Genomic DNA, 23,690 nt, shown 5'->3' on the forward strand with positions numbered 1-23,690 from the left:
GATACGATGCCACTAACTTGTGCCTAGCTGACGCTCTTCTAGAAGATCTCTAAGTTTATTTGCAGAGATCAACTCTCTACATATGGTATAGAAGAGCCAAGCGCACCATAGCAAGACCGGGAAGGCAAACAGTGACGAACGTTTTTGCTTAGGCACTTCTTTCGCTAAATGTGATTTAAGGACAGGGTCTTTCCACACCTCGCAAAGGATTTTAAGATCTCTCGGGTCGAATGTGGGCGCGATGACTTGTTTGTCGGCAGTGTTTTTGCACTGTTCGATAGTCAAAGTGTCGCTCCTGCTTAAAAAAAGCCCTGTCGTTTTTGCCTCAGTTTCTGAAATATATAAATCGGTCCCTGTCTCTTTCAAGCTAACCAATAAGCTATCTTTTGTTGCAATCACACCCAAGACGACAGCGAGAAAAATAGATGCTGCGAGAGGGATGAATGGAAGAATCACCCACCACTTAGAGTGAACTCGTTTCGGGTGGATGACATGGCTTTTGAGGTCAAATGCCCAGCCGGCATGCCCAATGAGTTTTAGTGGAATATTATGCAAATCCGAAAAGCCGATGAGAGCCTTAGCGTCTTTAAGCGTTTGGACGCGAATTTGATGTGCCATTCGAAATCCAGCAAGTGCGGAGTGATCCGCCAAATTCTTCCGAATGACTTCGTCTTCGATGTCGTCTTTACTGATAAAAAGACGCAGCACACGGGTGTTGATAGGATGGAGAGAGCCCGAGCGCCAGCATGCAAATACAGTTGCCGAAAGAAAAGCAATGATGGAGCCAGCAGCGATCTCGCCTGTTAAAAATTTAAGCCATTCCATTTTTTTATCGCTGCCTTCTGGTTGTTATTGCGGTCTCTGTTTGCCGTTGATTGCGACATGTGGGATCACATTATACTCAGTCCGCACAGGTTTTGTTCATGTTCGTTTCATCTTGGACACTGCCCGTCTGCATCCTGCAAAATATTTTTTAAATTCACACCTAATATTTACTGAAAGTAATAACTAAAAAAATAGTCACGCATTGAAGAAACTTCACCATAAACATCGAAATTCTCCGCCTTGCAGATTTCAACTGCGATCAATCCACTCACTAATATTCTCTTTTAACCGGCGCGACGCAGACCAGAGCGCCTAGTCCGCCTCTTTCTCATTGGGGCAGGCTTAATCTTTGCACTGGAAACACCATTGCTGCAATTCACTTTTGCCAGCATCACGTTCGCATACCCCAATTCGACTAATCGTGCATGGACACTTTTGAGGATCACTGTCGCAAAAAAAGGTAAATGGAGATCTGGTTTGTTGGACTGGCTAATGATCGCAAAGACAATGGTGTATCGTGCTACATCCCGAACAGAGAACTTCTCCCCAGCCGGATCTAGCGGAAGCTGGTGAGTCATTAAAAGCTCTTTGTTGGCGAGGGAAACATACGGTTCATGCGAACGAAGTAGTTCACCAGATACAAGGCCCTGATTGAACAAATGGGCTAGGACAGCAGAACTTCCGTAATGCTTGACATGGATGATTTCTCCACTGCCATAGAGATCGCAAAATCGACCTTGTCGTGAATTCCTCCGACGCGGAGCATTTTCTTATCCATCAGACACCAGCGGCCACCACTTCCACCCACTGCAGACTCGTTGTAGTGCCCTTCGTCTCGATGATTATAAGCAGGTAGAGAGCCGGGATATTTCGCGATGTCTTTAAAGGAACTCTCTACTGCGCTTACAAAGTCTTTGTCAACTTCAAACCAGCGCCCAGCTGAAAGAATATAAGACTTCCCATCATCATCGATTTCACAATGAATGCAACGATAAAGCGCCCATCTGTCCACTGTTTTTTCGTCTTCATCAACAGACATCGCATAATGTTTACGGAGAAAAGAAAGACTAGGCTCTTCGCCAGAATGCGCAGCAATCAGAGCCCGAAAACGTAGATCACTCCACACACCCTCTCCCTTTGCGCTTGTGAATTTAAACCCATCGACCTTTTCCCAATCCACAATATCGGGAACTGCCAGCCAGCAACCATCGACAACACCGTTATTGTGCCAAGCTTCTTTTACTTTATCGACAAGCATGGCATCTAACTTGGTGGCATTTGTTCCTTTGGGGATCAGCTGGCGGACCTGGTCAATCCACGGGAAATTGGCTTGGTAGTCTTTGGACTCGAATTTTTTGAGATAACGCCGCAATAAAGCTCTGAGGCCGGGAACTCTGACGTCAGAGGTGACGGTTAAAGCATCAGCACCGGCCAACCTTCTCCCAAGTCTGAAATCCACTGGGCGACCCACAATGCCGCGAACTAAATCGCGTTCGATATCAACTCCAAAACTTAAAGCTGACGCGGCTTGTGCTGTTTGGACTCTGCTATTTTGGTCTTCGACAAATGCCCGCTTATCAATGCTTCGGAGCGCGTCTGAATTAATTGAATTGAGCGTTACGATCAATCCGAACCGTTCTTCATAGGCATCCGGATGAAGCAAAAAACGACCTTGCCCGAAGGTTAAGGCAAAAAGGCGTTGATCGACTGGAATTATAAAAGCTGCCGAAGAGGACTGGACAGTCCCAAAAAGCTTTTTATCGATGTAGCTTTCGAACAGCTCAGCCCATTTGGGTGGCTTAGGCTTTGTGTCTTTGACGAACAGCTGCCCATATTTTGAAAGCCCATCTTCAATGGGATTTTCTTTGGCACCATCGATGACAGCATCTCGTGCCGTTTTGACAGACTCACGCAGCAAATAGATCGTAAATGTAGCCAACGTCTCTCCCCCTGGATGACGCCACAGACTCCGTGTCCCAAGGCTCTGCCTTGGCAGTTCAGCCGAGTGTGCCACCAATTTGGCCGGTTGGGTCGGAGGAAAAACCTGATGTCTGCTGAGCCGATCGAATTGTCTACTCAGCTCGCGGCATCTGGGCGCATCTTCTCGCCCCATTTCGAGGTATCATTCAACGTATCAAAGCAAACCCATCCATTAAGTTCTAATTTCTTTAGGATCAAGGGGTTGTCTGAGGGCGTTTACAGGCTCCGCCCATCTCCACCACACCACGGTCCTAAGACGACCGACCAAGGCCGGGAATTCTCGATATGGAGGATTCCCGGCCTTTTTCGTGGCCGAACCGACACCTGCGCGGCGCCCTGGACGGCGCGGGCCACACGACAGCGCGCCGCGCGTCAGTTACTGACGCAGGTGGGCGGATCGTTGGTGGCGGTCGCCGCCCCCTGGCGTTGGCCTGCATGCGCCAGCGGCGCCGGTTTGTCGCCACGGAGTCGGTCGAACAGCGCCAGCAGTTCGGTGGCTTCCTGCTGCAGCAGGACCAGGGCGCTTTTGTTGGGTTCATCCATTCCACTGCTCCGACGACGCTCCCCAGCGTCCTGGTTGATCGGAGCAAACTGCATGCCAACCTGGCCAGGCCGGTCATGTGAGGCCATCTTTCATCGAACCGCACCCACGTGCCCTGCCCTGCCTAGCCTGGCGCTGGGAGGCTCAACGGGTCACCGTCATCGGGGGCAAAGATGTTTCGGCGAAACAGCCCTACCAGCACGGTGACGACCACGGCGGCCACGATGGGCCGTGCCGTCGAACGGCGCGCGCCGCTCAGCGGACAGCCAGCGGCGTACGATCAGACGTATTCGAGCTGCCGCAGGGCTTCGGCGTGCATCGCTTCCAGGGTGACCATGCCCGCGACGCGGGCGGCAGCCATGGCGCTGCGATGGGTGGGAAAGGTGTGCGACAAGCTGGCGCCTGCCAATTCGCCGGCCCTGCCGGCGCCGATCTGGTCGATGCGCCAGCCTGCGCTCCAGGACATGGCCGTGTCGTTGCACTGCGCCGCGCGGCAGGTCAACCGGTAGCTTCCAAGAAAAATGACCAAGGGGTGTTCGGCTCGACGGAGTGCGCCGAGCATACCGCCGCACAGGCATGACGGCGAGTGCGCCCCCATCTGCCAGCTGACTGGCCGCGTGGCGACGTGCAAGCACGCCGCTTGCCTCGGACTCAACCAGACCATCGGTCTCGGGGACACGATGCTGACCAGGAAAGCCAAACGCGGCACCGCAGGGGCCTTGCTGCTGAGTGACGCCATCTTCGTGATCGGCGTGGGCGGCTACCTCGCCACCCAGCGCTCGCTGGTCAATGCCGGGCGGGTGACGCATCCACAGGAGGTGCTTGCCGGTATCGACGAAATCCACGCGGGCCTGCTGTCGGCAGAGTCGTCGGTGCGCAGGCACGTGCTGACCGACAACAAGGCGTTTCCCGGCGTGTAACCGATGCGATCTGGCGCCTGCCCGAGCGCATCGCGCAGCTGGAAGGACAATCCCGTGCAACGGCGCAACGCACTGCCGCCTGGTAAACCTGCCGCTGGTGCAGGTCGACGATCTGTTGCACGAGTGCGGGGCTGCCCCCCGGAGTTCCGATTGCGCGAGCAGCGGCGCATGCGCCGCACGCTGCGCTGCACCGCGGCGGGCTGGCAAGGAAGTCGAAACGACCGTCGTTACCGGACCACTTCGGCCTCGCTATGCGTCTTGACTCATAGCCCCCACGGCTGCGTCCAGCCAACGATTGCCTGCGCGCACCACGCTGTCGGAGACGCTCGCGCATCGCGTACATACAGGCAGCGCGCCTGTCGCGCATCACGACAATGGCCCGATCGGCCGATCGCGGACCCAGGATCCGGGCGTCTCAACGCGGGCCTGGTCCATCCTCGTCGCCCGGAATCAGGCCGGCGCCGGCCAGCATGCCGTCGATGCGGCTACGCACATAATCCGCGTCGTCATGCCCGGCGCTACGTAGCACCGCTTCGGCACGCGCCTGGAAATCGAGGTAGTCGAAGTCTGCGTCCTCGTCGGCAGACAGCTGCGGCAATGCCTTCTGCAGCGCATCCAGGCAGGCATCGAGCTCTTGGCGTGTAGGCATAGCGAACTCCAACGACAGGCGCACTACGGTTGCGGCGGGGCCGTCAAGGATGCGCGAAGCCTTGCCATAGAACGCTTCATTTTCCTACCCGCTGCGGCGGTATCGCGCATGCTCAACTTTTGCAGCGGGCGGCCGATAATGAGGCCGACTCCTACAGAACCTTCCATGTGATCCTCCACCTGCGGCGGGATTTCCGCCTTGGCATCGTCAAGATGCTCGGGCCAATCACCGCGCTGTTGCTCTGCCTCTATGCGGTGTATCTGGCCGTCACCGGCCAGGTCGTGACGTGCCTGATCACCGCCACACTGGGCATGCTGGCGATCTGGCGTGGCTGGAAGATGCGCAATGCCGAGCGCACCGGCACCGGCGGCCTCTGGCTGGCATCGATCAATGTCGCAGGCTGCCTGGTGGGTTGCTGGACCGGTGGCGATGGCGCCCTGCCCTGGCTGTTCCCGGTGCTGGCCACCAACTATTTCCTGTGTGGGCCACAGCGGGCGGTCTTGCTGAGCCTGCCGTTGATGGCCGCGCTGCTGCTCTTGCCCGGCCTGATCGTCAGCCCGGGCCAGGGGGTGTCGACCGTGGTGGTGACGCTGGTGACGCTGGCGGTGGGGTACTCCTTCTCGTTGCGCATGCAGGACGACCGCGTACATCTGGAAGAGCTGGCCTCGCTGGATGCGCTCACCGGCCTGCCCAACCGGCGCATGCTCGAACGCGCGCTCACCCATCAGATCGACCAGCGCCAGCCGCAGGAGCGGCTCAACAGCCTGATCATCCTGGACCTGGATCACTTCAAGGAGGTTAACGATCTGTACGGACACGCTGCCGGCGATGCGGCGCTGTCGGATCTGGCCACCATCCTGCGCTTCGAAGTGCGCGAGCCGCACCAGGTGTTCCGCTTCGGCGGCGAAGAATTCGTGGTGCTGCTGCGAGCCGGTTCGCTGGCCGAACTGGAGGCGGCCACCGAGCGGTTGCGCAAGGTGATCCGCAACGGGCTGCGCGGCCCGGGCGGGCGCATTACCGTCTCGCTGGGCGCGGCCCGCCATGATGGCGAGACGCATTGGCAGGACTGGTTTTCGCGTGCCGATGCGGCGCTGTATCTGGCCAAGAACAGCGGCCGCGACAGCGTACGGGTTGCCGACTGAGTCCAGCGACCACGGGCGGCCACGCCGGGCTGCGCGGCTGAGAGGTCGGTGCCTGCAAGCGGGTCGCACGATCTCTGCAAGCCACTGAAGCCGCTCGGCGCAGTGGCGACGCACCACAACTGCACCAGGCTGCGCCGAGCAGGCAAGGCGCAGCCTCATGGCGTCAACCAGGCATCTTCAAACAGGTTCATCCGGGGCGCCTGGGCGCTGGGTTGGCCTGGCAGCGCCCATCGTCCAGACCAGCCCCGGATGAACCACCTGCCGAGCGATCACATCTGGCGATCGACCACGGCCACCGGGGCGGCAGGCGCCTGCTCCTGTTTCCAGCCGCCCAAGGCCTTGTACACGCCGACCACACCGACATTGACTGCCGCCTCGGCCTGCGCCAGGGCATCGTCGGCCGCCAGTTGGGTGCGCTGTGCATCCAGCAGGGTCAGGAAGTCTTCCGAGCCTTCGCGGTAACGGATCTGCGCCAGCTGTTCGGCACGCCGTGCGGCATTGGCCTGTTCGACCACGATCGCCAGGCGCGCCTGTTGCCGGCCGTACCCGATCAAGGCGTTTTCGGTGTCTTCCAGCGCCAGCAGCACGGTCTGCTGATACTGCGCCAGCGCACCTTCGGCCTGCGCCTTGCTGGCACGCAAGCGTGCCCGCACGGTGCCGAAATCGAACGCCGCCCAGCTGATCGACGGGGTGACCGACCAGGCCTTGGCATTGCCCTCGGTCAGCCGTGCTGCATCGCCGGACAGAAAGCCGACAAAACCGCTGACGCTGATACGCGGGAACAGATCGGCCGTGGCCACGCCCACCTGCGCAGTGGCCGCCGCCAACCGGCGTTCGGCGCTACGCACGTCCGGGCGCTGACGCAGCAATCCGGCCGTATCGCCCAGCGGCAACGGGCGCGCAAACGCCGGCATGCTGCGTGCCACCAGGGTGGCATCCAGCGCATTGGGCTGCTGGCCGAGCAATACCGCCAGACGGTGACGGTACTGCGCCTCGGCGGTTTCCAGCAGCGGAATATCCGCCTCGATGGCCTTCAGGCGCGCCAGGCTGCTCTGCACATCCAGTTCGCTGCCGGCGCCCAGATCACGACGGGTCTGGGTCAGTTTCTGGGTGTCGCGCAGGTTGCCCAGGGTGCGCCTGGAGACGTCCAGCTGCTTTTGCGTGCCGCGCAACTCGAAGTAGTTGCGCGCCACTTCCGCCGCCACGGTGACCTGCACGTCCTGCAGATTGGCCTGCTCCGCGTCCAGGTCGGCGCGCGCGGCTTCCGATGCACGGCGCTGGCGGCCGAACAGGTCCAGTTCCCAGGCCGCATCCAGGCCCAGGGTGGTCTGTTCAGTGAGGAAGCGCTGGTTGCCGGCGATCACCTGCTGCTGCTCGCGACGATCGAAGCTGCCTTGCGCGGTGATGTGCGGGGCCTGGTCCAGGCGCCGCTCGACGAACACCGCGCGCGCCTGCTTGACCCGCGACACCGCAATGCGCAGATCGTGGTTGGCGAACAGCGCATCGCGGACCAGCGTTTCCAGCACCGGGTCGTCGAATTGCGACCACCAGTTGCCGACCGGCGATTCGGTGCTGAAGGACGCGTCGCGTGCGCCCTGCAGCGTGACCGAGGCGGGCGGGTCGGGCCGGTAATCCGGCCCCACCGCGCAACCGCTGAGCACCAGCGCGGCCAGCGCCGTGCCGAGCAATGTTCTTACCATGGCAAGGTCTCTCCCAGGTGGGTGTAGCTGCCGGTGGGGCCGTGGGCGTCCAGCAGCGCCATCTGCACGCTGCTGTGCGCGCCCTGCTCTACCTCGATCTCGCCCTCGCCACTGTTCATGTCGGTCTTGACGTAGCCCGGATGCACGGTATTGACCTTGATCGGGGTGTCGCGCAGTTCGTAGGCCAGATGTACGGTCCAGTTGTTCAAGGCGCTCTTGGAGGCGTTATAGGCCGGCACCTTGAAGTGGTAGATCGGCGAATCGGGCTGGCTGTGCAGGGTGAGCGAACCGAGGATGCTGGAGACGTTGACCACGCGCCCGGCCAGCGAGCGGCGCAGCAACGGCAGGAATGCATTGGTCACACCGACTACCGCGAACAGGTTGGTGTCGAACGTGCGCTTCCAGGTGTCCAGGCTTTGCTCGGACGGCTTGCGCTGCACGTCGTCGATCATGATGCCGGCGTTGTTGACCAGGATGTCCAGATGGCCGTGACGCTCCTTCACCGTGCCGACGGCTGCGGCGATGCTGATGTCGTCGTTGACGTCCAGTTGAATCGCCTCCACCGGCAGGCCCTCGGCCTGCAGCTTGAGCGCGGCGGCCACGGCGTCGTCGCGCTTGCGCCCGGCCAGCAGCGTGTGCACGCCGGCCCGGGCCAGTTGCCGGACGGTTTCCAGGCCGATGCCGCGGGTGGCGCCGGTGACCAGTGCGATCTTGGTGTTGCTCATGGTGTCAGTCCTTAAAAATGGGGGGGAATCACGCCTTGACGGCATCATGCGGAACGGTGGCCGGTGCGGCGGGCCCGCGACGGGTCACCCACTTGCGCAGCGTCACGTAGAACACCGGGGTCAGGAACAGGCCGAACAGGGTCACGCCCAGCATGCCGGCGAACACCGTGATGCCGGTGACCGAGCGCACTTCGGCGCCGGCGCCATGGCCGACCAGCAACGGCACGGTGCCGGCGATGAAGGCGATGGAGGTCATCACGATCGGACGCAGACGCAGGCGGCAGGCTTCCAGCGCGGCATCGACGACGCTGCGGCCCTGCATCTCCAGCTCACGGGCGAACTCCACGATCAGGATCGCGTTCTTGCACGCCAGGCCCATCAGCACCACCAGGCCAACCTGCACGAACACGTTGTTGTCGCCACCGGTCAGCCACACGCCGAACAGCGCAGACAGCAATGTCATCGGCACGATCAGGATCACCGCCAGCGGCAGGGTCCAGCTCTCGTACAGGGCCGCCAGCACCAGGAAGGCCAGCAGCACCGCCAGCGGGAACACGATCAGCGCCGAGTTGCCCTGGGTGGACTGCTGATAGCTCAGATCGGTCCACTCGATGTTCATGCCGTTGGGCAGCACCTGCGGCGCCATCGACGACAGCTTCTGCATCGCTTCGGTGGAAGACAGCACCCGCGGATCGGCTTCGCCGATCAGGTCGGCAGCCGGATAGCCGTTGTAGCGGATCACCGGATCCGGACCATAGGTCTGGCCCAGCGTGACCATGCTGCCGATCGGCACCATCTCGCCGGCGGCATTGCGGGTGCGCAGGTTGGCGATGTCCTCCACGCTGTCGCGGAACGGACCGTCGGCCTGGGCGATCACCTGGTAGGTGCGGCCGAAGCGGTTGAAGTCGTTGACGTAGGCCGAGCCGAGGTAGGTCTGCAGCGTGTCGAACAGGTTGGTCAACGGCACACCCTGCGCCTTGGCCTTTTCGCGATCGACCTGGGCATCGAGCTGCGGCACGTTGGCCTGGTAGGTCCCGATCGGGAACTGCATGCCGGGCGTCTGCGAGATCGCCCCGGACATCGCCGTCACCGCCTGCTGTAGCGGGCCGTAGCCCAGTCCGGCGCGGTCCTGGATGTACAGGCTGTAGCCAGAACCCTGGCCCAGGCCGAGGATCGGCGGCGGCATGAAGGCGAAGGCGAAGCCCTGCTGGATCTGGCTGATGCGTGCGTTGATCTCCGCGTTGATCTGCTCGGCGCTGCGCTTGCGCTCGCCGAACGGCTTGAGGGTGAGGAACACGGTGCCGGTATTGGGCGTGTTGGTGAACTGCAGCGGATTCAGGCCCGGGAAGGCGATCGCATGGTCCACGCCCTCGGTCTGCAGCGCGATCTGGGTGATCTGGCGAATCACCGCATCGGTACGCTCCAGCGAGGCGCCTTCGGGCAGCTTGGCGCCGGCGATCAGGTACAGCTTGTCCTGGGTCGGGATGAAGCCGCCCGGCACCAGCTTGAACATCACCCCGGTGCCGACCAGCAGCAACAGATAGACCACGAACACCGCACCGCGCTTGCCAAGGGCCCGCGACACCGCCCCCTGGTACTTGTGCGAACTGCTGTTGAAGAAGCGGTTGAACGGACGGAACAGCCAGCCGAACAGACGGTCGATCAAGCGCGACGGAGCATCCTTCGGCGCGTCGTGCGCCTTCAGCAGCATGGCCGCCAGCGCCGGCGACAGGGTCAGCGAATTGATCGCCGAGATCACCGTGGAGATGGCGATGGTGACCGCAAACTGCTTGTAGAACTGGCCGGTCACGCCCGACAGGAACGCCATCGGCACGAACACCGCGCACAGCACCAGGGCGATGGCGATGATCGGCCCGGACACCTCACGCATCGCCTGATGCGCGGCAGCCAAGGGGCTCAGACCTTCCTCGATATTGCGCTCGACGTTCTCCACCACCACGATCGCATCGTCGACCACGATGCCGATCGCCAGCACCAGCCCGAACAGGCTCAGCGTGTTGATCGAAAAACCCAGCAGGTACAGCGCGGCAAACGTACCGACCACCGACACCGGCACCGCCAGCAGCGGAATGATCGACGCACGCCAGGTCTGCAGGAACAGGATCACCACCAGCACCACCAGCAGCACCGCTTCCAGCAGCGTGTGCACCACCGAGCTGATCGAATCGCGCACGAACACGGTGGGGTCGTAGGCGGCCGACCAGGCCACGTCCTGCGGGAACTGCTTCTCCAGCTCGGCCATCTTGGCGCGCACCGCGTCCGACAGCTCGATCGCGTTGGCGCCCGGCGACTGGAACACGCCCATGCCCACCGCGTTCTTGTTGTCCAGCTGCGAACGCAGGGTGTAATTGCCCGCGCCCAGCTCCAACCGGGCCACGTCGCTCAGATGCACGATCTCGCCGCTGTTGCCGCTGCGGATGACGATCTTGCCGAACTGATCTTCGGTGGTCAGCCGGCCCTGGGCGTTGATCGAGAGCAGGAAGTCGCTCTTGTTGGGCATCGGTTCGGCGCCGAGCTGGCCGGCGGAGACCTGCACGTTCTGCTCGCGGATCGCGGCGACCACGTCGCTGGCGGTCAGCCCGCGCGCGGCGACCTTGTTGGGATCCAGCCAGATCCGCATGGCGTAGTCGCTGGCGCCGAAGATCTGCACCTGGCCCACGCCGGGCAGGCGCGACAGCTCGTCCTTGATCTTCAAGGTGGCGTAGTTGCTCAGGTACAGCGAGTCGTACTTGCCCTTGGGCGAGGTCAGGTTGACCACCATGGTCAGCGTGGGCGACTGCTTCTGCGTCGTTACGCCCTGGCGCCGCACGTCCTCGGGCAGGCGCGCCTGCGCCTGGCTGACGCGGTTCTGCACCTGCACCTGGGCCTGGTCCGGATCGGTGCCGGGCTTGAAGGTCACGGTGACCACCAGCACGCCATCGGAGCCGGCCACCGACTTCATGTACATCATGTTTTCCACGCCGTTGATGGCTTCCTCCAGCGGCGTGGCAACGGTCTCGGCGATGACCTTGGGATTGGCGCCCGGATACACCGCGCGCACCTGCACGCTCGGCGGTACCACTTCGGGGTATTCGCTGATCGGCAGCAGCGGCATGGCGATCAGGCCGGCCGCGAAGATGATGATCGACAGCACCGCGGCGAAGATCGGCCGGTCGATGAAAAAACGGGAAAAGTCCATTGGGGTGGTCCTGAAAGAGGGTGCCGCCGGGTGGCGGCGCGGCACGGCGATCCCGATCCGGCCCGGAATGCGGGTCGGCGGTCGAGGGCGCGCTGCAGCGATGGATCAGTTCGAGGCGGTGCGTTTGTCCGGAGCGGCGGCCATGGCCACGGTCTTGGCATCGACCGGCATGCCGGGCATGAAGATCTTCTGCACGCCGTCGACCACGACGCGGTCGCCGGCGGCCAGGCCGGTGCGCACGATGCGCAGACCATCGGCGCTGCGGCCGAGCTCCACGTCGCGGCGCTGCGCCTTGCCGTCCTTGTCCACCACGTACACGTACTTGCGGTCCTGGTCGGTGAGCACGGCCTTCTCGTCGACCAGCATGGCCTTGAACTGGCCGCTGCCCAGCAGCTGCACATGCGCATACAGCCCTGGCGTGAACTGGCGCTGCGCGTTGTCCAGCACCGCGCGGACGCGGATGGTGCCAGTGCTGCGGGTCACCTGGTTGTCCAGGAAGTCCACCCGCCCGGTATGCGGAAAGCCCTGCTCGCCGACCAGGCCGATCCGCACCGGCAACTGGCCGCCGCGTTCGTCCGGACGCTCTCCGTTGCGGGCCATCTGCGAATAACGCAGGAAGGTGCCTTCATCGGCATCGAAGTAGACGAACACCTTGTCCAGCGAGACCAGGGTGGTCAGCACGCTGGCACTATCGCCGGCGGTCACCAGGTTGCCGGCGGTGACCATCGCACGGCCGGCGCGGCCATCGATGGGTGCACGCACGCGGCTCCAGTCCAGGTTGAGCCTGGCGGTATCCACCGCTGCCTGCGCGGCCAGCAGGTCCGCGTCGGCCTGATCGGCGGCGGCGCGGCGCTGCTCCCAGATCTCGGTGGAAATGGCCTGCTGCTCGGAGAGCTTGCGCGCACGGGCCGCTTCGCTGCGGGCCAGGGTGGCCTGGGTGCGCGCACGCACCAGCGCGGCATTGGCACGCGCGAAATCGGCGCGGTAGCTGCGGTCGTCGATGCTGAAGAGCACGTCGCCCTTCTTCACTTCCGCGCCTTCGGTGTAGTTGACCTTGTCGATGTAGCCGGACACGCGCGGGCGCAGCTCGACGCTTTCCACCGGCTCGATGCGGCCGCTGAATTCGTCCCACTGGCTGATGTCCTTCAGCAGCACCGGAGCGACGCTGACGCTGGGCGGCGGCGGCGCGCCGGTCTGCGCGGCACCGCCACCGCAGGCGGCAAGCACGGCCGCAAGGACAGCGGCGGTCAGCACCGGGCGCACGGGAAAACGGAACGGGGTGGCGTTCGGGGTCATGGGGAGATCTCTCGAGTGGTGATAGGCAAATGCAGACCGGCCAGCCGGTCCGCCGACGGGGCGGCATGCGGACGACGGCTGACGGTCACGATGGGTTGTCCGGGCTGGCCAGGCCCGGCGATCAGGGACACGGCGGCGCGACCGACATCCACGGCACGAATCCATTCCGGACACGCGTCCTTGGCACGGCCCGGCGTGCACACCGGCTGCTCGACCGACAACAGGTGCACGCGCACGCCCAGCGGCTTGGCTTCCTCGTGCAGCACCTGGGCCAGCATGCGGTTGGCGGCCGCGGCCACCGAGCGATCGCCGTGCGCCGCCCATGCACGCAGCGCGCACGGGCTGCCGAGCAGCAGGTAGCGGCCGCCGCCATCGGCTTCGGCCAGCAGCGGCAGCAGATGGCGGGCGGCCGCCAGGTGCGGCAGCACGTCACGCTCCAGGCGGCGGCGCAGTGCGGCCACCGGGCGGTCAAGCAGCCGCCCGGCCTTGGGCGGGCTACCCAGGCTGGCGATCACCGCGCCCAGCGGGCGCGGCCGCTGGGCCAGTTCGACGGCCAGGCGCTGCGCGGAGGCGTCGTCGGCCACCGAGCCCTGCATGGTGTCCAGCAACGCCGAATCGCCATGCCGGGCACGCAGCGCGGCCAATCTGGCGGCATCGCGTCCGATCGCCAGGACCGGCATGCCGGCATCGAGCAATGCGGCGACGATGCCGGCGCCTACATCGCCCGCGCCGCCGATCACGGCCGTTTCGGATTGCACCATCCCGCTCATGGGACTTTTGTTCCCGACATCGGGACAATGCCGCGCTGTGCCCAACGCGTGGTTAGTCCAGTCCGCTTCGTCGGCGCACCGCCGGCCTGCCGCTTCGGCGAGGCGGCGAAGCTGCGCGAACCGCTGGCGCGCTGGACTTTTGCTGGAGAAAGCACGGGATCGAAGGCGCTTTCGATGGCGCTGCGGGAGGGAGAGGACAAGCCGAAGACATCGCACAACCACATGGCCGTGCTCCTGGATGGAAGGGATGCCGCATAAGCTAGGCCTCAAAGCAGCACTTGATTAGTCCGGATTTAGGGGAATAATCGTCCCGTAAGCGGTCTAATCCCTCCTGACCCCCGGAAGGCAGTCCCATGACACACGATCTGAACGACACCCTGATCTTCGTCAAGGTGGTCGAACAAGGTAGTTTCATCGCCGCGGCCAACGCGCTTGGTCTGCCCAAGACCACCGTCAGCCGCAAGGTGCAGGAGCTGGAAACGCGCCTGGGCGCGCGCCTGCTGCATCGAACCACGCGCCGCATCGGGCTGACCGAAGCCGGCTCGGTGTACCACGAACATTGCCAGCGCATCGCCCGCGAGCTGGAAGAGGCCGAAAGCGCGGTGGGGCAATTGCAATCCGGCCCACGCGGCTGGTTGCGTTTCACCGTGCCCTATTCGCTGGGCATCACCTGGATCGCGCCGTTGCTGGGCGAATTCCATGCGCAATATCCTGAAATCCAGCTGGATATGCATCTGGGCAACGAGAAGCTGGACCTCATCGGTGGCGAAGCCGATCTGGCGCTGCGCGTCGGTGCCCTGCCCGATTCCAACCTGGTCGCGCGCAAACTCGGCAGCCTGCGCACGCAGGTGTTCGCCAGCCCATCGTACATCGAGCGCTATGGCGAACCGCTGCATCCGGACGAGCTGCAATTCCACCGCACGCTGGCATTGCGCAAGAACCGCAACGTGCACAACAACCGTTTTTTCTGGTCGCTCAGCGATGGCAGCGACGTGCGCGATTTCCCGGTCAATCCGCTGATGGTGGCCAACGATCCGGCTGCGCTCAACGGCGCAGTACTGTGCGGCGAAGGCCTGTTGCTGACTGGCGACGTGATGGCCAAGCCGTTCGTGCAATCGGGCCTGGTGCGCCGCGTGCTGGCGGGTTGGACCGGGCCGGAAGTGGATTTCAACGCCGTGTTTGCCGGCGGGCGACTGGTCTCGCCCAAGGTGCGCGCGTTCGTGGACTTCCTGGTCACGCGCATGAATTTCGACGCCGACTACATGATGGCGCAATGCCCTGCCCGGCTGGCCGCGCAAAAGGCCCACAGTGAGGCAGAGGTGGAAGTCGAACTGGAAGCCGAGCGTGCGGAAGGCAAGCGCATCCTGGAGAACGTCACCGCGTAACGACGAGCGGCGCGAAACCGCTGCACCGGCGCTTGCAGCGGCCGGCGAGGATGCCGCTGCGCATGTCGCGCGGGATGCAGCATCCGCTTCCGGGCACTTGAGACCGTCCCTGCAGTCGCTGCGTGCCAGCGCACCACGGCGACTGCGGCGATGGGAGACGATGGCAGGCCGATTCCTCGTGGCGGCCGAAGCCGTTCGGCGTGTCGGTCTGGCGTCAGGCGCTGCCCACCGCGGGTCGCGGAGGAATACCGGTTCCAAGCAACACCGCGAATCGGCTGGATGTCAGCCTGGTGCACGTCCCATCGCCCTCAAACAGCCACTGCACGCGTCGGAGACGCAGCTCAGTTGCCGGGGATCGCCAGCCCGCCGACCAGCACGATCAAGGCGGCATCCAGGGGAGACGGCCCGACCTTTTCCGGCACCAGCAGCCCATCGATGGCCAGCATGGTCATGCCATGCACCATGCCCCAGCACGCGGCGGCCTGCCCATCGAGCGGCTGCTGGCGCACCCTGCCCTCGACCTGCCCGCGCTGGAGCAGATCGACCACGACCTGGAACACGGCCATCGCCGGCGCATCCAGATGCACGCCCACCACCCGGCCTTCTTCGGCGCTGAACATCAGCCGATACAGCGCCGGGTTCGCCGCTCCGAACGCGATGTAGGCGCGCGACACCGCACTGACCTCCTCCAGCAGCGTCGTGCCTCCCTTGGTCCCGGCCGCCAGCAACGCGCCGCGCAACCGTTCGAAGCCGATGGTGGCCAGCTCGCTCAGCAAGGCGGACTTATCGGGAAAGTGTTTGTACGGAGCCGCATGGCTCACCCCTGCGCGGCGGGCGACTTCGCGAAGGGTGAACTGCCAGTTGTTTTCCTCCTGCAGCAGGTCCAGCGCCGTGTCGACGATGGCGCGGCGCAGATCGCCGTGGTGATAGGGACGGTCGGATGGAGCTTGCATGGCGCCTCAAACAGATGTTGACACCGTCTACTTTAGCGCATAAGGTCGCGCCGTGGAAGTTTCCACTGTCTACATTGGAATCGAGATGAACGCGATCGAAGTCACCCCAGAGCCAGATCCGCTGCCGGCCCTGCTCGCACGGCAGCGCGCAGCCTTCCTGCGCGATGGCGCTCCCTCCCTGACGCAGCGACGCGCCGACCTGACCCGGTTTCGGGCCGCCTTGATCGGCCATCGCCGGGAAATCGAAACGGCGATCAGCGCCGACTTCGGCCACCGGTCACGGCACGAAACAGCGATCATGGAAGTCGGCGGCGTCGCCGAGACGACCAGCTACCTGCTGCGCCATCTGCGCCGCTTCATGGCGCCGACCCGCCGCCATGTCGCGCTGCCCATGCGGGCAGGCACGGCGCGCATCCAGTACCAGCCACTGGGCGTGGTCGGCGTCATGTCGCCCTGGAACTACCCGGTGAACCTTGCCCTGGCTCCGGCGATCACCGCCATCGCGGCGGGCAACCGGGTGATGCTCAAGCCATCGGAGTTCACCCCGGCCACCAATGCGCTGATCGCCAGGATGCTGGGCGAGCTGTTTCCCGAAGACCAGTTCGCCGTCGTGACTGGCGATGCGGACGTGGGCAGGGCATTTTCTGCGTTGCCGTTCGACCATCTGGTATTCACCGGCAGCACGGCCGTGGGGCGCTCGGTGATGAAGGCCGCCAGCGACCACCTGGTTCCGGTGACGCTGGAACTGGGCGGCAAGTCGCCGACGATCCTCGCCAACGGCCATCGCCTGGACCAGGCCGCCGCGTCCATTGCATTCGGAAAACTGCTCAATGCCGGCCAGACCTGCATCGCGCCGGATTACGCACTGGTCCCGCAGCAGGACATCGATGCCTTCGTCGCCGCCTATGGGCGAAAAGTGGCCGACTACTATCCGGACGGCCCCACCAGCCAGGACTACACCGCGATCTTCAATGCGCGCCACCACGCACGGCTGCAGGGCCTGCTCGAGGATGCCCGCGCCAAGGGCGCGCAGGTGATCGAAGTCGGACCTCGACCGCAGGCGGCGGCCTCGCGTGCCCACACCATGGCGCCGACCGTGGTGCTCGGCGTGACCGACAGCATGCAGATCGCCCACGAAGAGATCTTCGGGCCGATCCTGCCGGTGTTCGCCTACAACCGGATCGAGGAGGCGATTGCCTTCGTCAATGCACGGCCCCGTCCACTCGCCCTCTACTATTTCGGTCCTGACGATGAAAGACGGCGCAAGGTGCTCGCCGAGACGACCTCGGGCAACGTCACCATCAACGGCACCATCATGCACATCGCCCAGGACGACCTGCCCTTCGGCGGCGTGGGGCCCAGCGGCATGGGCGCCTACCACGGCGTGGAAGGCTTCCGGAGCTTCAGCCATGCCAAAGGCATCTACGAGCAAGGACGCTGGAACCTTGCGCGCCTGCTGCATGCGCCGTTCAAGCAACCGGTCGACACCCTTCTCAACCTGATACTGCGGTGATCCCAATGCGCCATTCCAACGCATCCGAGCCGGCGTCAACCATGGTCGGCCCCGCCTTGCCGCTGCACGGCCGCTGCGAATGCGGCGCCTGTACGTTCGACGTGCATGCGCGTGCAAACGCGCGTTTCCGCTGCCATTGCCTGATCTGCCAAGCGTTCAACGGCAGTCCTTACGCGGACGTGGTGGCCGTCCGCGGCAAGGACGTGGTGCTGCATCATGCCGGCAACATCGCATTCAAGAAGCACCGCTCGCCGCCGAACTTCGATCGCGGTACGTGCCGCGTGTGCGGCAGACCGGTGATCGAGATTGCAGGTGCCGGCGCGCTCAAGGTGATGTTCATCCCTGTCGCCAACTTCGATGCAGGCACGCCGCTTCCACCGGTACGCATGGATATCTTCTACCACCGTCGCGTCCACGACATGCCAGACGGTGCACCACGCTATTGCAGCTATTTTTCCAGCGAACTGGCGGTGGGCAGGTTGATCCTGCGCGGACTCTGAGCCGTGTGCACGGCACATTGCTGGAGCATCGTGCACGCGCTACCGCCATGGCACCGGGCTTGCGTCACTATCGCCAGGACAGGCCGCTGGTGCAGCCCATCCTGGCGAACAGACCTGCCGAGGACTGGCCCGGCTGCGGTAGGTCAGCGCATGCCGGTATTGCTGGCAGCGCCTTCGGCACGTAGCGGAATCAGGCGGATTTCGACGCGACGGTTCTGCGCACGGCCGGCATCGGTGCTGTTGTCGGCAATCGGATACCGCTTGCCGGCGCCCATGGTTTCCATGCGCTCGCGCTGCACGCCCTGCGCGGTCAGGTATTGCGCCACCGCACTGGCGCGTTCTTCGGACAGGCGCTGGTTCACCGCATCGCTGCCCACGCTATCGGTATGGCCCACCACTTCCACCATGGTCTGGTTGTATTCGCGCAGCGTCGAGGCCACTCCATTGAGCGCGCTGTAGAACTGCGGCTTCAACGCGGACTTGCCGAAATCGAAGGTGATGCCGTCGGGCAGGTTCAAGGTGATGTTGTCGCCCTGGCGCTGCACATCGATGCCGGTATTGGCGGTACGCTCACGCAGCGCGCGCTCCTGGCGATCCTGGTACTGGCCCACGGCCGCGCCACTCAGCGCACCGATACCGGCACCGATCATCGCGTGCTGGCGGCGCTCGGTGGCGCTGTCGCCGGTGAGCAAGCCGGCAGCCACACCGATGGCGGTACCGATCAGCGCGTTGCGCCCGGTGCGGTTCTGCTGTTGGGTCTGCTCGCCGTACTGGTCGCGCTGCACGTACGAACCGCCGGTAGCGCAGGCGGACAACGCGATCGCGCTGACCAGCGCAACGGCAAGACTCTTGGTGGCTGCTGAGGACATGCTGTTCTCCTATCGCCGGAACGTCCGGCACTCAATCGTGGAACGAGGATAAACAGCGTCACGCGACCGGCACATGATGAAAGCACGCGTTGATGGCGTGCAGCTGGCTCACCATTCAGGAAAACGTTTTCCGCGGCGCATAGCGAGAATCCTGTCAACGCGCGCCTGCAGCCATCGGGTGCAGAGAAGCCGCGTAGAAGGGCCCGGATGGTGAGCGCCTGCACTTTCAGACGGCACGCCGACCTCACGGGTGGTCGCGAGTTGGACCGCGATACGGCCATGCGGGACTTCAATCGAACGCCGATCAAATCCGCTGCGCCGTCGTTGCACACATCGCTGTCGCCGGCATGCGCAACGCATGTTCGCGCCTGCGCCCGGCAACGCACGCGCGCCGCGCACATGCGCTATTGGCGTGTCTTCGCATACGCCGCCAGGGCCGCATCGCGCCCTTCGGACAGCCCGATAATGGGCGAGCGTGGATACTCCGGTGCCAGGCGTGCCAGCGACAACGGATGCTGCCACGGCGCGAAGCGCTCCTTCACCGCCAGCTTGCCGAGCTCGGGCACCCAACGGGTGATGTAGGCCGCTTGCGGGTCGAATTTTTCCGCCTGCGTCACCGGATTGAACACGCGGAAATACGGCGCGGCATCGGCGCCGGTACCGGCCACCCATTGCCACCCCATGGTGTTGTTGGCCAGGTCCGCATCCACCAGCGTGTCCCAGAACCAGCGCGCGCCTTCGACCCAGTGCACGCGCAGATGCTTGCACAGCAGGCTGGCCACGATCATGCGCACGCGGTTGTGCATCCAGCCGGTGTGCCAGAGCTGGCGCATGCCGGCATCGACGATGGGAATGCCGGTGCGCCCACGTTGCCAGGCCTGCAACGTCACCGGATCGGCCTTGGCCCAGTCGAAGCCTTCGAAGCGCGGATTGAGATTCTGGTTGGTGGTCTCCGGGAAGTGATGCAGCAGGTGATAGGCGAAATCGCGCCAGCCCAGCTGGCGGAGATAGCCATCGATCTCCGCGCCGTTGCGTGCATTGCGCTGTGCGTTCAACGCAGCGGCGATCCGCCACGGCGCGATCTCGCCGAAGTGCAGGTGCGGCGATAGTTGCGAGGTGCCGACACGATCGGGCCGGTCGCGATTTTCGCGGTAACCGGAGAGCGCGCCATCGATGAAGATCTCCAGCATCTCCTGCGCACCGGCCTCGCCCGGCTGCCAGTGCTCCCAGAAGCCCTGGTCCCAGTTCAGCGCCGGCAGCAGTCCCAAGCTGTCCAGCGCCTCGCTTTTGAGCCTGGCCGGCAGCGGCGGCAGGCTGCGCGGCGCCGGCACCGCGTCGGGCAACTGCAACTGGGTCAGCGCGTTGCGCCAGAACGGGGTGAACACCTTGTACGGACCGCCCTGTTGGGTGGTGAGCTGCCAGGGCTCCAGCAGCAGCGCGGAATTGCAGCTCTGCACCTCGATCCCGCGCTCACGCAGGCTGCGCTTGATCTGTGCATCGCGCGGCTGGGTGACCGGTTCGTACTTGCGATTCCAGTACACCGCCGCCGCACCGGTTTGCGCGATCACCTCGTCGAGTACCTGCGCGCTGTTGCCGGCACGGATCACCAGGCCGCTGCCAAGTGTGCGCAGGGACGCATCCAGCGCTGCCAGCGAGCGATGCCGCCAACTGCGCGAGGCCTCGCCCGGTGTCCACTCGCCTTCCTCGTGTGGAGCATCGATATAGAGCGGGATCGGGTGGTGCCCGGCATCGAGTGCGGCACGCAGGGCCGGATTGTCTTCCAGGCGCAGATCGCGACGGAACCAGACGATGGCGTATGACATGCGGACTCGGCAGCGGCAGGTGAGGCCGCGCAGCATAAGCCAGCAGATGCAACGATGGCGCGATGCAGCGGCAGGCGTTCCTGCTGCGGCAAGGGCACTGCAGCAAACGCCAAGACCTCGAGTGCGCGGTGCCCTCACCGCTTGCGGGACACGCCGTTAACCCCTCCATGGGGGCTCGGTGGCGGCATCCATGCCGCCAACGGTCCCGCAATCGGTGAGGACACCGCATCAGACAGTTGGCTTGTGGTTTTTGAACGCTCTACGCACCGACCAACTTGACAGGTCCCTGCCCGCTCACCGTCGCGCGGCCTTTGGCGGCATGGACGCCGCCAAAGAGCTTACTTGGACGTACTTGCAGCGTGTCCTGCGATGCTGGGCGGGCAAGGACCACGCAGCCAAGCCGCAGATCGCACGCTTTGTACCTGACACATCCGCACCGTCCCCGCGCAAAGCTGGCGCCCCTGCGTTGCGGCGAGCGCAATGGTTATCTGATCGACCCCAACCCCATCACCTACCAACTACCAACTACTCGAAACTGCCCACCGAGTCGTGGGCCAGATTGTCGAAGCGGGTGTATTCGCCGAAGAACTTGAGCTTGCACGAGCCGGTCGGGCCGCCGCGGTGCTTGCCGATGATGATCTCGGCCAGGCCCTTGTCCGGCGAGTTTTCCTTGTTGTAGTAATCGTCGCGGTAGATGAAGACGATCATGTCCGCGTCCTGCTCGATGGCGCCGGATTCGCGCAAGTCGGCCATCACCGGGCGCTTGTCGGTACGCGTTTCCAGCGAGCGGTTAAGCTGCGACAAGGCGATCACCGGCACGTTGAGTTCCTTGGCCAGGCCCTTCAGCGAGCGCGAGATTTCCGAAATTTCGGTCGCGCGGTTTTCGCTGTTGCCCGGCACCGACATCAGCTGCAGGTAGTCGATCACGATCAGGCCCAGGTCGTGTTCGCGCTTGAGCCGGCGGCACTTGGAGCGCAACACTTCCGGCGACACACCCGGGGTGTCGTCGATGAAGATCTTGGTTTCTTTGAGCATCTTGATCGCGCCGGTCACGCGTGCCCAATCCTCGTCTTCCAGCGCGCCGGTACGCAGGCGCTGCGCGTTGATGCGCCCGTTGGAGGAGATCAGGCGCATCGCCAGCTGCGAGGCCGACATTTCCATCGAAAACACCGCCACGCCCTTCTTGGACTTGATGGCGGCGTATTCGGCAATATTCAGCGCGAAGGTGGTCTTGCCCATGGCCGGACGCGCGGCCAGGATGATCAGGTCGGTCGGCTGCAGGCCGGCGGTCATCGCGTCGAAATCGTTGTAGCCGGTGGGCAGGCCGGTGATGTTGCCGCCGTTCTCAAAACGGTTGCGCAGTTCCTCGAAGGCGTCCTTCAACGCACCCGGCATCGCCACGAAGTCGGTGCGCCCGCGCGCGCCGGCCTCGGCAATCTTGAACACCGCCTTTTCCGCCGCCGACAGCAGCTCCACGCTCTCGCGGCCTTCCGGCTGGAAACCGTCGTTGACGATGGTGGTGCCTACCTCGATCAACTGCCGCAGCACCGCCTTGTCGCGCACGATTTCCGCATATGCGGCGATGTTGGCCGCCGACGGCGTGGTGCTGGCCAGCTCGATCAGGTAGGCGCCATCGCCGACCTGCTCCAGCTTGCCCTGCGACTCGAACCACTCGCCCAGGGTCACCGCATCGAACGGGCGGTCTTTTTCCGCCAGTTCGCGAATGGCGCGGTAGATCAGCCGGTGGTCGCGCCGGTAGAAGTCGTTTTCGGTGAGCTGGTCGTTGACCCGGTCGAACGCATCCGGCGCCAGCATCAGCCCGCCGAGCACCGCCTGCTCGGCCTCGACCGAATGCGGCGGCACCCGCAGCTGGTCAAGACGCGGCTCGGGACGATCGTAATCGTCGTCGTCGCGATCGCGATTGCGCTTGGAACGGAAACCAGGACGAGCGGACATGGACAAACAGACCTGACGCAGGGGGACACGAGGGCAGGAAGCATAGTCATCGGCGCCGCCGGCGACCATGCACAACTCTGTGGATAACGCGTGGACAGCCGGTGCAGCACTGTTCTATCCGGCCGCTTTCGCACCCACCGCGACCCTTGTGCTGCAAGGGTTTCCCAGCCCGCGCGGGAGCTGCGAGCCTGCGCCGCGCAGGCTGTGATCAACTCAGCGCTTCAGGTGCCCGACCAGGCCCAGGAAGGCGTCCACGAAGCCCTGCAGGAAGGTGCGGCTGTCGGCGTTGGCGATGGTGTCGTCCGGCCCGAACAGGCCATCCTTGTATTGCAAAAACACCTCCGGCTGGCCAAGCACGTGCATGTTCAGATAGGCCAGCACATTGCGCAGGTGCTGCTGCGCGGTGGCGGTGCCGATCGCACCGACCGAGATGCCGACCACCGCCGCCGGCTTGCCGGCGAACGCACTGTCGCCATACGGCCGCGAACCGGTATCGATGGCGTTCTTGAGCACGCCGGGGATCGAGCGGTTGTATTCGGGGGTGACGAACAGCACCGCATCGGCGGCGCGGATCCGCTGTTTCAGGCGCGTGCCTTCGGCCGGGAAGTCGCCATCGCGGTCCTGGTTGTACAGCGGGATATCGCCGATCTCCAGGTAGTCGAATACCGCCCGGTCGCCAGCCAGATGCGCCAACGCGCGCGCCAGCTGGCGGTTGTAGGACTCTGCACGCAGGCTGCCGACCAGCACGGCGATGGTGAGCTTGCTCATGGATACGCTCCGTGGAAACAGGGCCACACCCTACCCAGCGCCATGCTCAGGGCTGGTGAAACGGCGCGGCGGCTCCGGCCGCAGCGCCACCGCACACAAACGCAGGCTGTGCCCGGCCCGATGTGCGAGCCGCGGCGACAAGCAACAGCAATCCCCCGCGCACCGGAGCGCCATCT

At 63.9% G+C, this 23,690-nt stretch carries 19 protein-coding genes and 2 pseudogenes; 5 read left to right on the plus strand and 16 right to left on the minus strand.

The window, feature by feature from the left end:
- Positions 1–12: 12 nt before the first annotated feature.
- The 4 genes and pseudogenes from ACCQ05_RS14000 to ACCQ05_RS14015 all read right to left on the minus strand — a co-directional run bounded on the left by ACCQ05_RS14000 (position 13) and on the right by ACCQ05_RS14015 (position 3,875).
- A complete protein-coding gene (locus ACCQ05_RS14000) occupies positions 13–825 on the minus strand; it encodes a DUF6216 family protein (RefSeq protein ID WP_372390966.1) in 813 nt (270 codons plus the stop codon).
- A gap of 284 nt (positions 826–1,109) precedes the next feature.
- A pseudogene (locus ACCQ05_RS14005) lies at positions 1,110–2,938 on the minus strand (DUF6119 family protein).
- Between the two features lie 239 nt (positions 2,939–3,177).
- Positions 3,178–3,348, minus strand: a complete 171-nt coding sequence (locus ACCQ05_RS14010; protein WP_372390973.1) for a hypothetical protein — start codon at positions 3,346–3,348, stop codon at positions 3,178–3,180.
- 278 nt (positions 3,349–3,626) lie between these two features.
- Positions 3,627–3,875 (minus strand): hypothetical protein, encoded by a 249-nt coding sequence (locus ACCQ05_RS14015; RefSeq protein WP_104540638.1) that lies wholly within the window; start codon positions 3,873–3,875, stop codon positions 3,627–3,629.
- Between the two features lie 151 nt (positions 3,876–4,026).
- Here ACCQ05_RS14015 and ACCQ05_RS14020 point away from each other — a divergent pair.
- Positions 4,027–4,387: pseudogene (locus ACCQ05_RS14020) on the plus strand (CHASE3 domain-containing protein); the annotation flags it as partial.
- Positions 4,388–4,681: 294 nt separating this feature from the next.
- Here ACCQ05_RS14020 and ACCQ05_RS14025 read toward each other — a convergent pair.
- The gene (locus ACCQ05_RS14025) at positions 4,682–4,927 is read right to left on the minus strand and encodes a hypothetical protein (protein ID WP_228964240.1); all 246 of its coding nucleotides are present in this window, start codon (positions 4,925–4,927) and stop codon (positions 4,682–4,684) included.
- Positions 4,928–5,082: 155 nt separating this feature from the next.
- Between ACCQ05_RS14025 and ACCQ05_RS14030 the strand changes: the two genes are divergently transcribed.
- Positions 5,083–6,057 carry a GGDEF domain-containing protein gene (locus tag ACCQ05_RS14030; protein ID WP_228964214.1) on the plus strand — a complete coding sequence of 325 codons (975 nt, stop codon included), beginning with the start codon at positions 5,083–5,085 and terminating at the stop codon, positions 6,055–6,057.
- A 269-nt stretch (positions 6,058–6,326) separates the two neighbouring features.
- Here ACCQ05_RS14030 and ACCQ05_RS14035 read toward each other — a convergent pair whose 3' ends face one another.
- From ACCQ05_RS14035 to ACCQ05_RS14060, 6 genes are all read right to left on the minus strand, one after another.
- Positions 6,327–7,757 (minus strand): efflux transporter outer membrane subunit, encoded by a 1,431-nt coding sequence (locus ACCQ05_RS14035; protein ID WP_372390975.1) that lies wholly within the window; start codon positions 7,755–7,757, stop codon positions 6,327–6,329.
- Entirely contained in the window at positions 7,751–8,482 is a 732-nt protein-coding gene (locus ACCQ05_RS14040) for an SDR family oxidoreductase (protein WP_372390977.1), read from the minus strand. Before ACCQ05_RS14040 ends, ACCQ05_RS14035 begins: the two co-directional genes overlap by 7 nt.
- Positions 8,483–8,510: 28 nt before the next feature.
- On the minus strand, positions 8,511–11,681 hold the full coding sequence (locus ACCQ05_RS14045) for an efflux RND transporter permease subunit (protein WP_228964211.1): 3,171 nt from the start codon (positions 11,679–11,681) through the stop codon (positions 8,511–8,513).
- 105 nt (positions 11,682–11,786) lie between these two features.
- Positions 11,787–12,977, minus strand: a complete 1,191-nt coding sequence (locus tag ACCQ05_RS14050; RefSeq protein WP_104540526.1) for an efflux RND transporter periplasmic adaptor subunit — start codon at positions 12,975–12,977, stop codon at positions 11,787–11,789.
- Positions 12,974–13,747, minus strand: a complete 774-nt coding sequence (locus ACCQ05_RS14055) for an SDR family oxidoreductase (protein ID WP_228964210.1) — start codon at positions 13,745–13,747, stop codon at positions 12,974–12,976. The genes ACCQ05_RS14050 and ACCQ05_RS14055 overlap by 4 nt, the downstream gene beginning before the upstream one ends.
- Complete coding sequence (locus tag ACCQ05_RS14060; RefSeq protein WP_372390979.1) at positions 13,744–13,971, minus strand: hypothetical protein; 228 nt, start codon at positions 13,969–13,971, stop codon at positions 13,744–13,746. The genes ACCQ05_RS14055 and ACCQ05_RS14060 overlap by 4 nt, the downstream gene beginning before the upstream one ends.
- A gap of 129 nt (positions 13,972–14,100) precedes the next feature.
- Here ACCQ05_RS14060 and ACCQ05_RS14065 point away from each other — a divergent pair, with 129 nt between their 5' ends.
- Positions 14,101–15,132 (plus strand): XC_2801 family transcriptional regulator, encoded by a 1,032-nt coding sequence (locus ACCQ05_RS14065; RefSeq protein WP_228964208.1) that lies wholly within the window; start codon positions 14,101–14,103, stop codon positions 15,130–15,132.
- Positions 15,133–15,473: 341 nt separating this feature from the next.
- Here the strand turns inward: ACCQ05_RS14065 and ACCQ05_RS14070 are convergent, their stop codons facing one another.
- Positions 15,474–16,085, minus strand: coding sequence for a TetR/AcrR family transcriptional regulator (locus ACCQ05_RS14070; protein WP_372390981.1), 612 nt, complete (start codon positions 16,083–16,085; stop codon positions 15,474–15,476).
- 85 nt (positions 16,086–16,170) lie between these two features.
- Here ACCQ05_RS14070 and ACCQ05_RS14075 point away from each other — a divergent pair, with 85 nt between their 5' ends.
- A complete protein-coding gene (locus ACCQ05_RS14075) occupies positions 16,171–17,598 on the plus strand; it encodes a coniferyl aldehyde dehydrogenase (RefSeq protein WP_372390983.1) in 1,428 nt (475 codons plus the stop codon).
- A 5-nt stretch (positions 17,599–17,603) separates the two neighbouring features.
- Positions 17,604–18,098 carry a GFA family protein gene (locus ACCQ05_RS14080; RefSeq protein ID WP_372390985.1) on the plus strand — a complete coding sequence of 165 codons (495 nt, stop codon included), beginning with the start codon at positions 17,604–17,606 and terminating at the stop codon, positions 18,096–18,098.
- A 143-nt stretch (positions 18,099–18,241) separates the two neighbouring features.
- Here ACCQ05_RS14080 and ACCQ05_RS14085 read toward each other — a convergent pair whose 3' ends face one another.
- The 4 genes from ACCQ05_RS14085 to ACCQ05_RS14100 all read right to left on the minus strand — a co-directional run bounded on the left by ACCQ05_RS14085 (position 18,242) and on the right by ACCQ05_RS14100 (position 23,514).
- Positions 18,242–18,967, minus strand: a complete 726-nt coding sequence (locus tag ACCQ05_RS14085; protein ID WP_228964204.1) for a YiaD family glycine zipper/OmpA-like lipoprotein — start codon at positions 18,965–18,967, stop codon at positions 18,242–18,244.
- 404 nt (positions 18,968–19,371) lie between these two features.
- Positions 19,372–20,790, minus strand: a complete 1,419-nt coding sequence (locus ACCQ05_RS14090; protein WP_372390987.1) for a cryptochrome/photolyase family protein — start codon at positions 20,788–20,790, stop codon at positions 19,372–19,374.
- Between the two features lie 525 nt (positions 20,791–21,315).
- The gene (locus ACCQ05_RS14095; protein ID WP_104540517.1) at positions 21,316–22,746 is read right to left on the minus strand and encodes a replicative DNA helicase; all 1,431 of its coding nucleotides are present in this window, start codon (positions 22,744–22,746) and stop codon (positions 21,316–21,318) included.
- A 213-nt stretch (positions 22,747–22,959) separates the two neighbouring features.
- Positions 22,960–23,514, minus strand: a complete 555-nt coding sequence (locus tag ACCQ05_RS14100; RefSeq protein WP_228964909.1) for an NADPH-dependent FMN reductase — start codon at positions 23,512–23,514, stop codon at positions 22,960–22,962.
- Between the last annotated feature and the right edge of the window lie 176 nt (positions 23,515–23,690).

It is taken from the genome of Xanthomonas sp. NCPPB 3582 (genome assembly GCF_041475735.2).
Classification (GTDB): Bacteria; Pseudomonadota; Gammaproteobacteria; order Xanthomonadales; family Xanthomonadaceae; genus Xanthomonas; species Xanthomonas codiaei.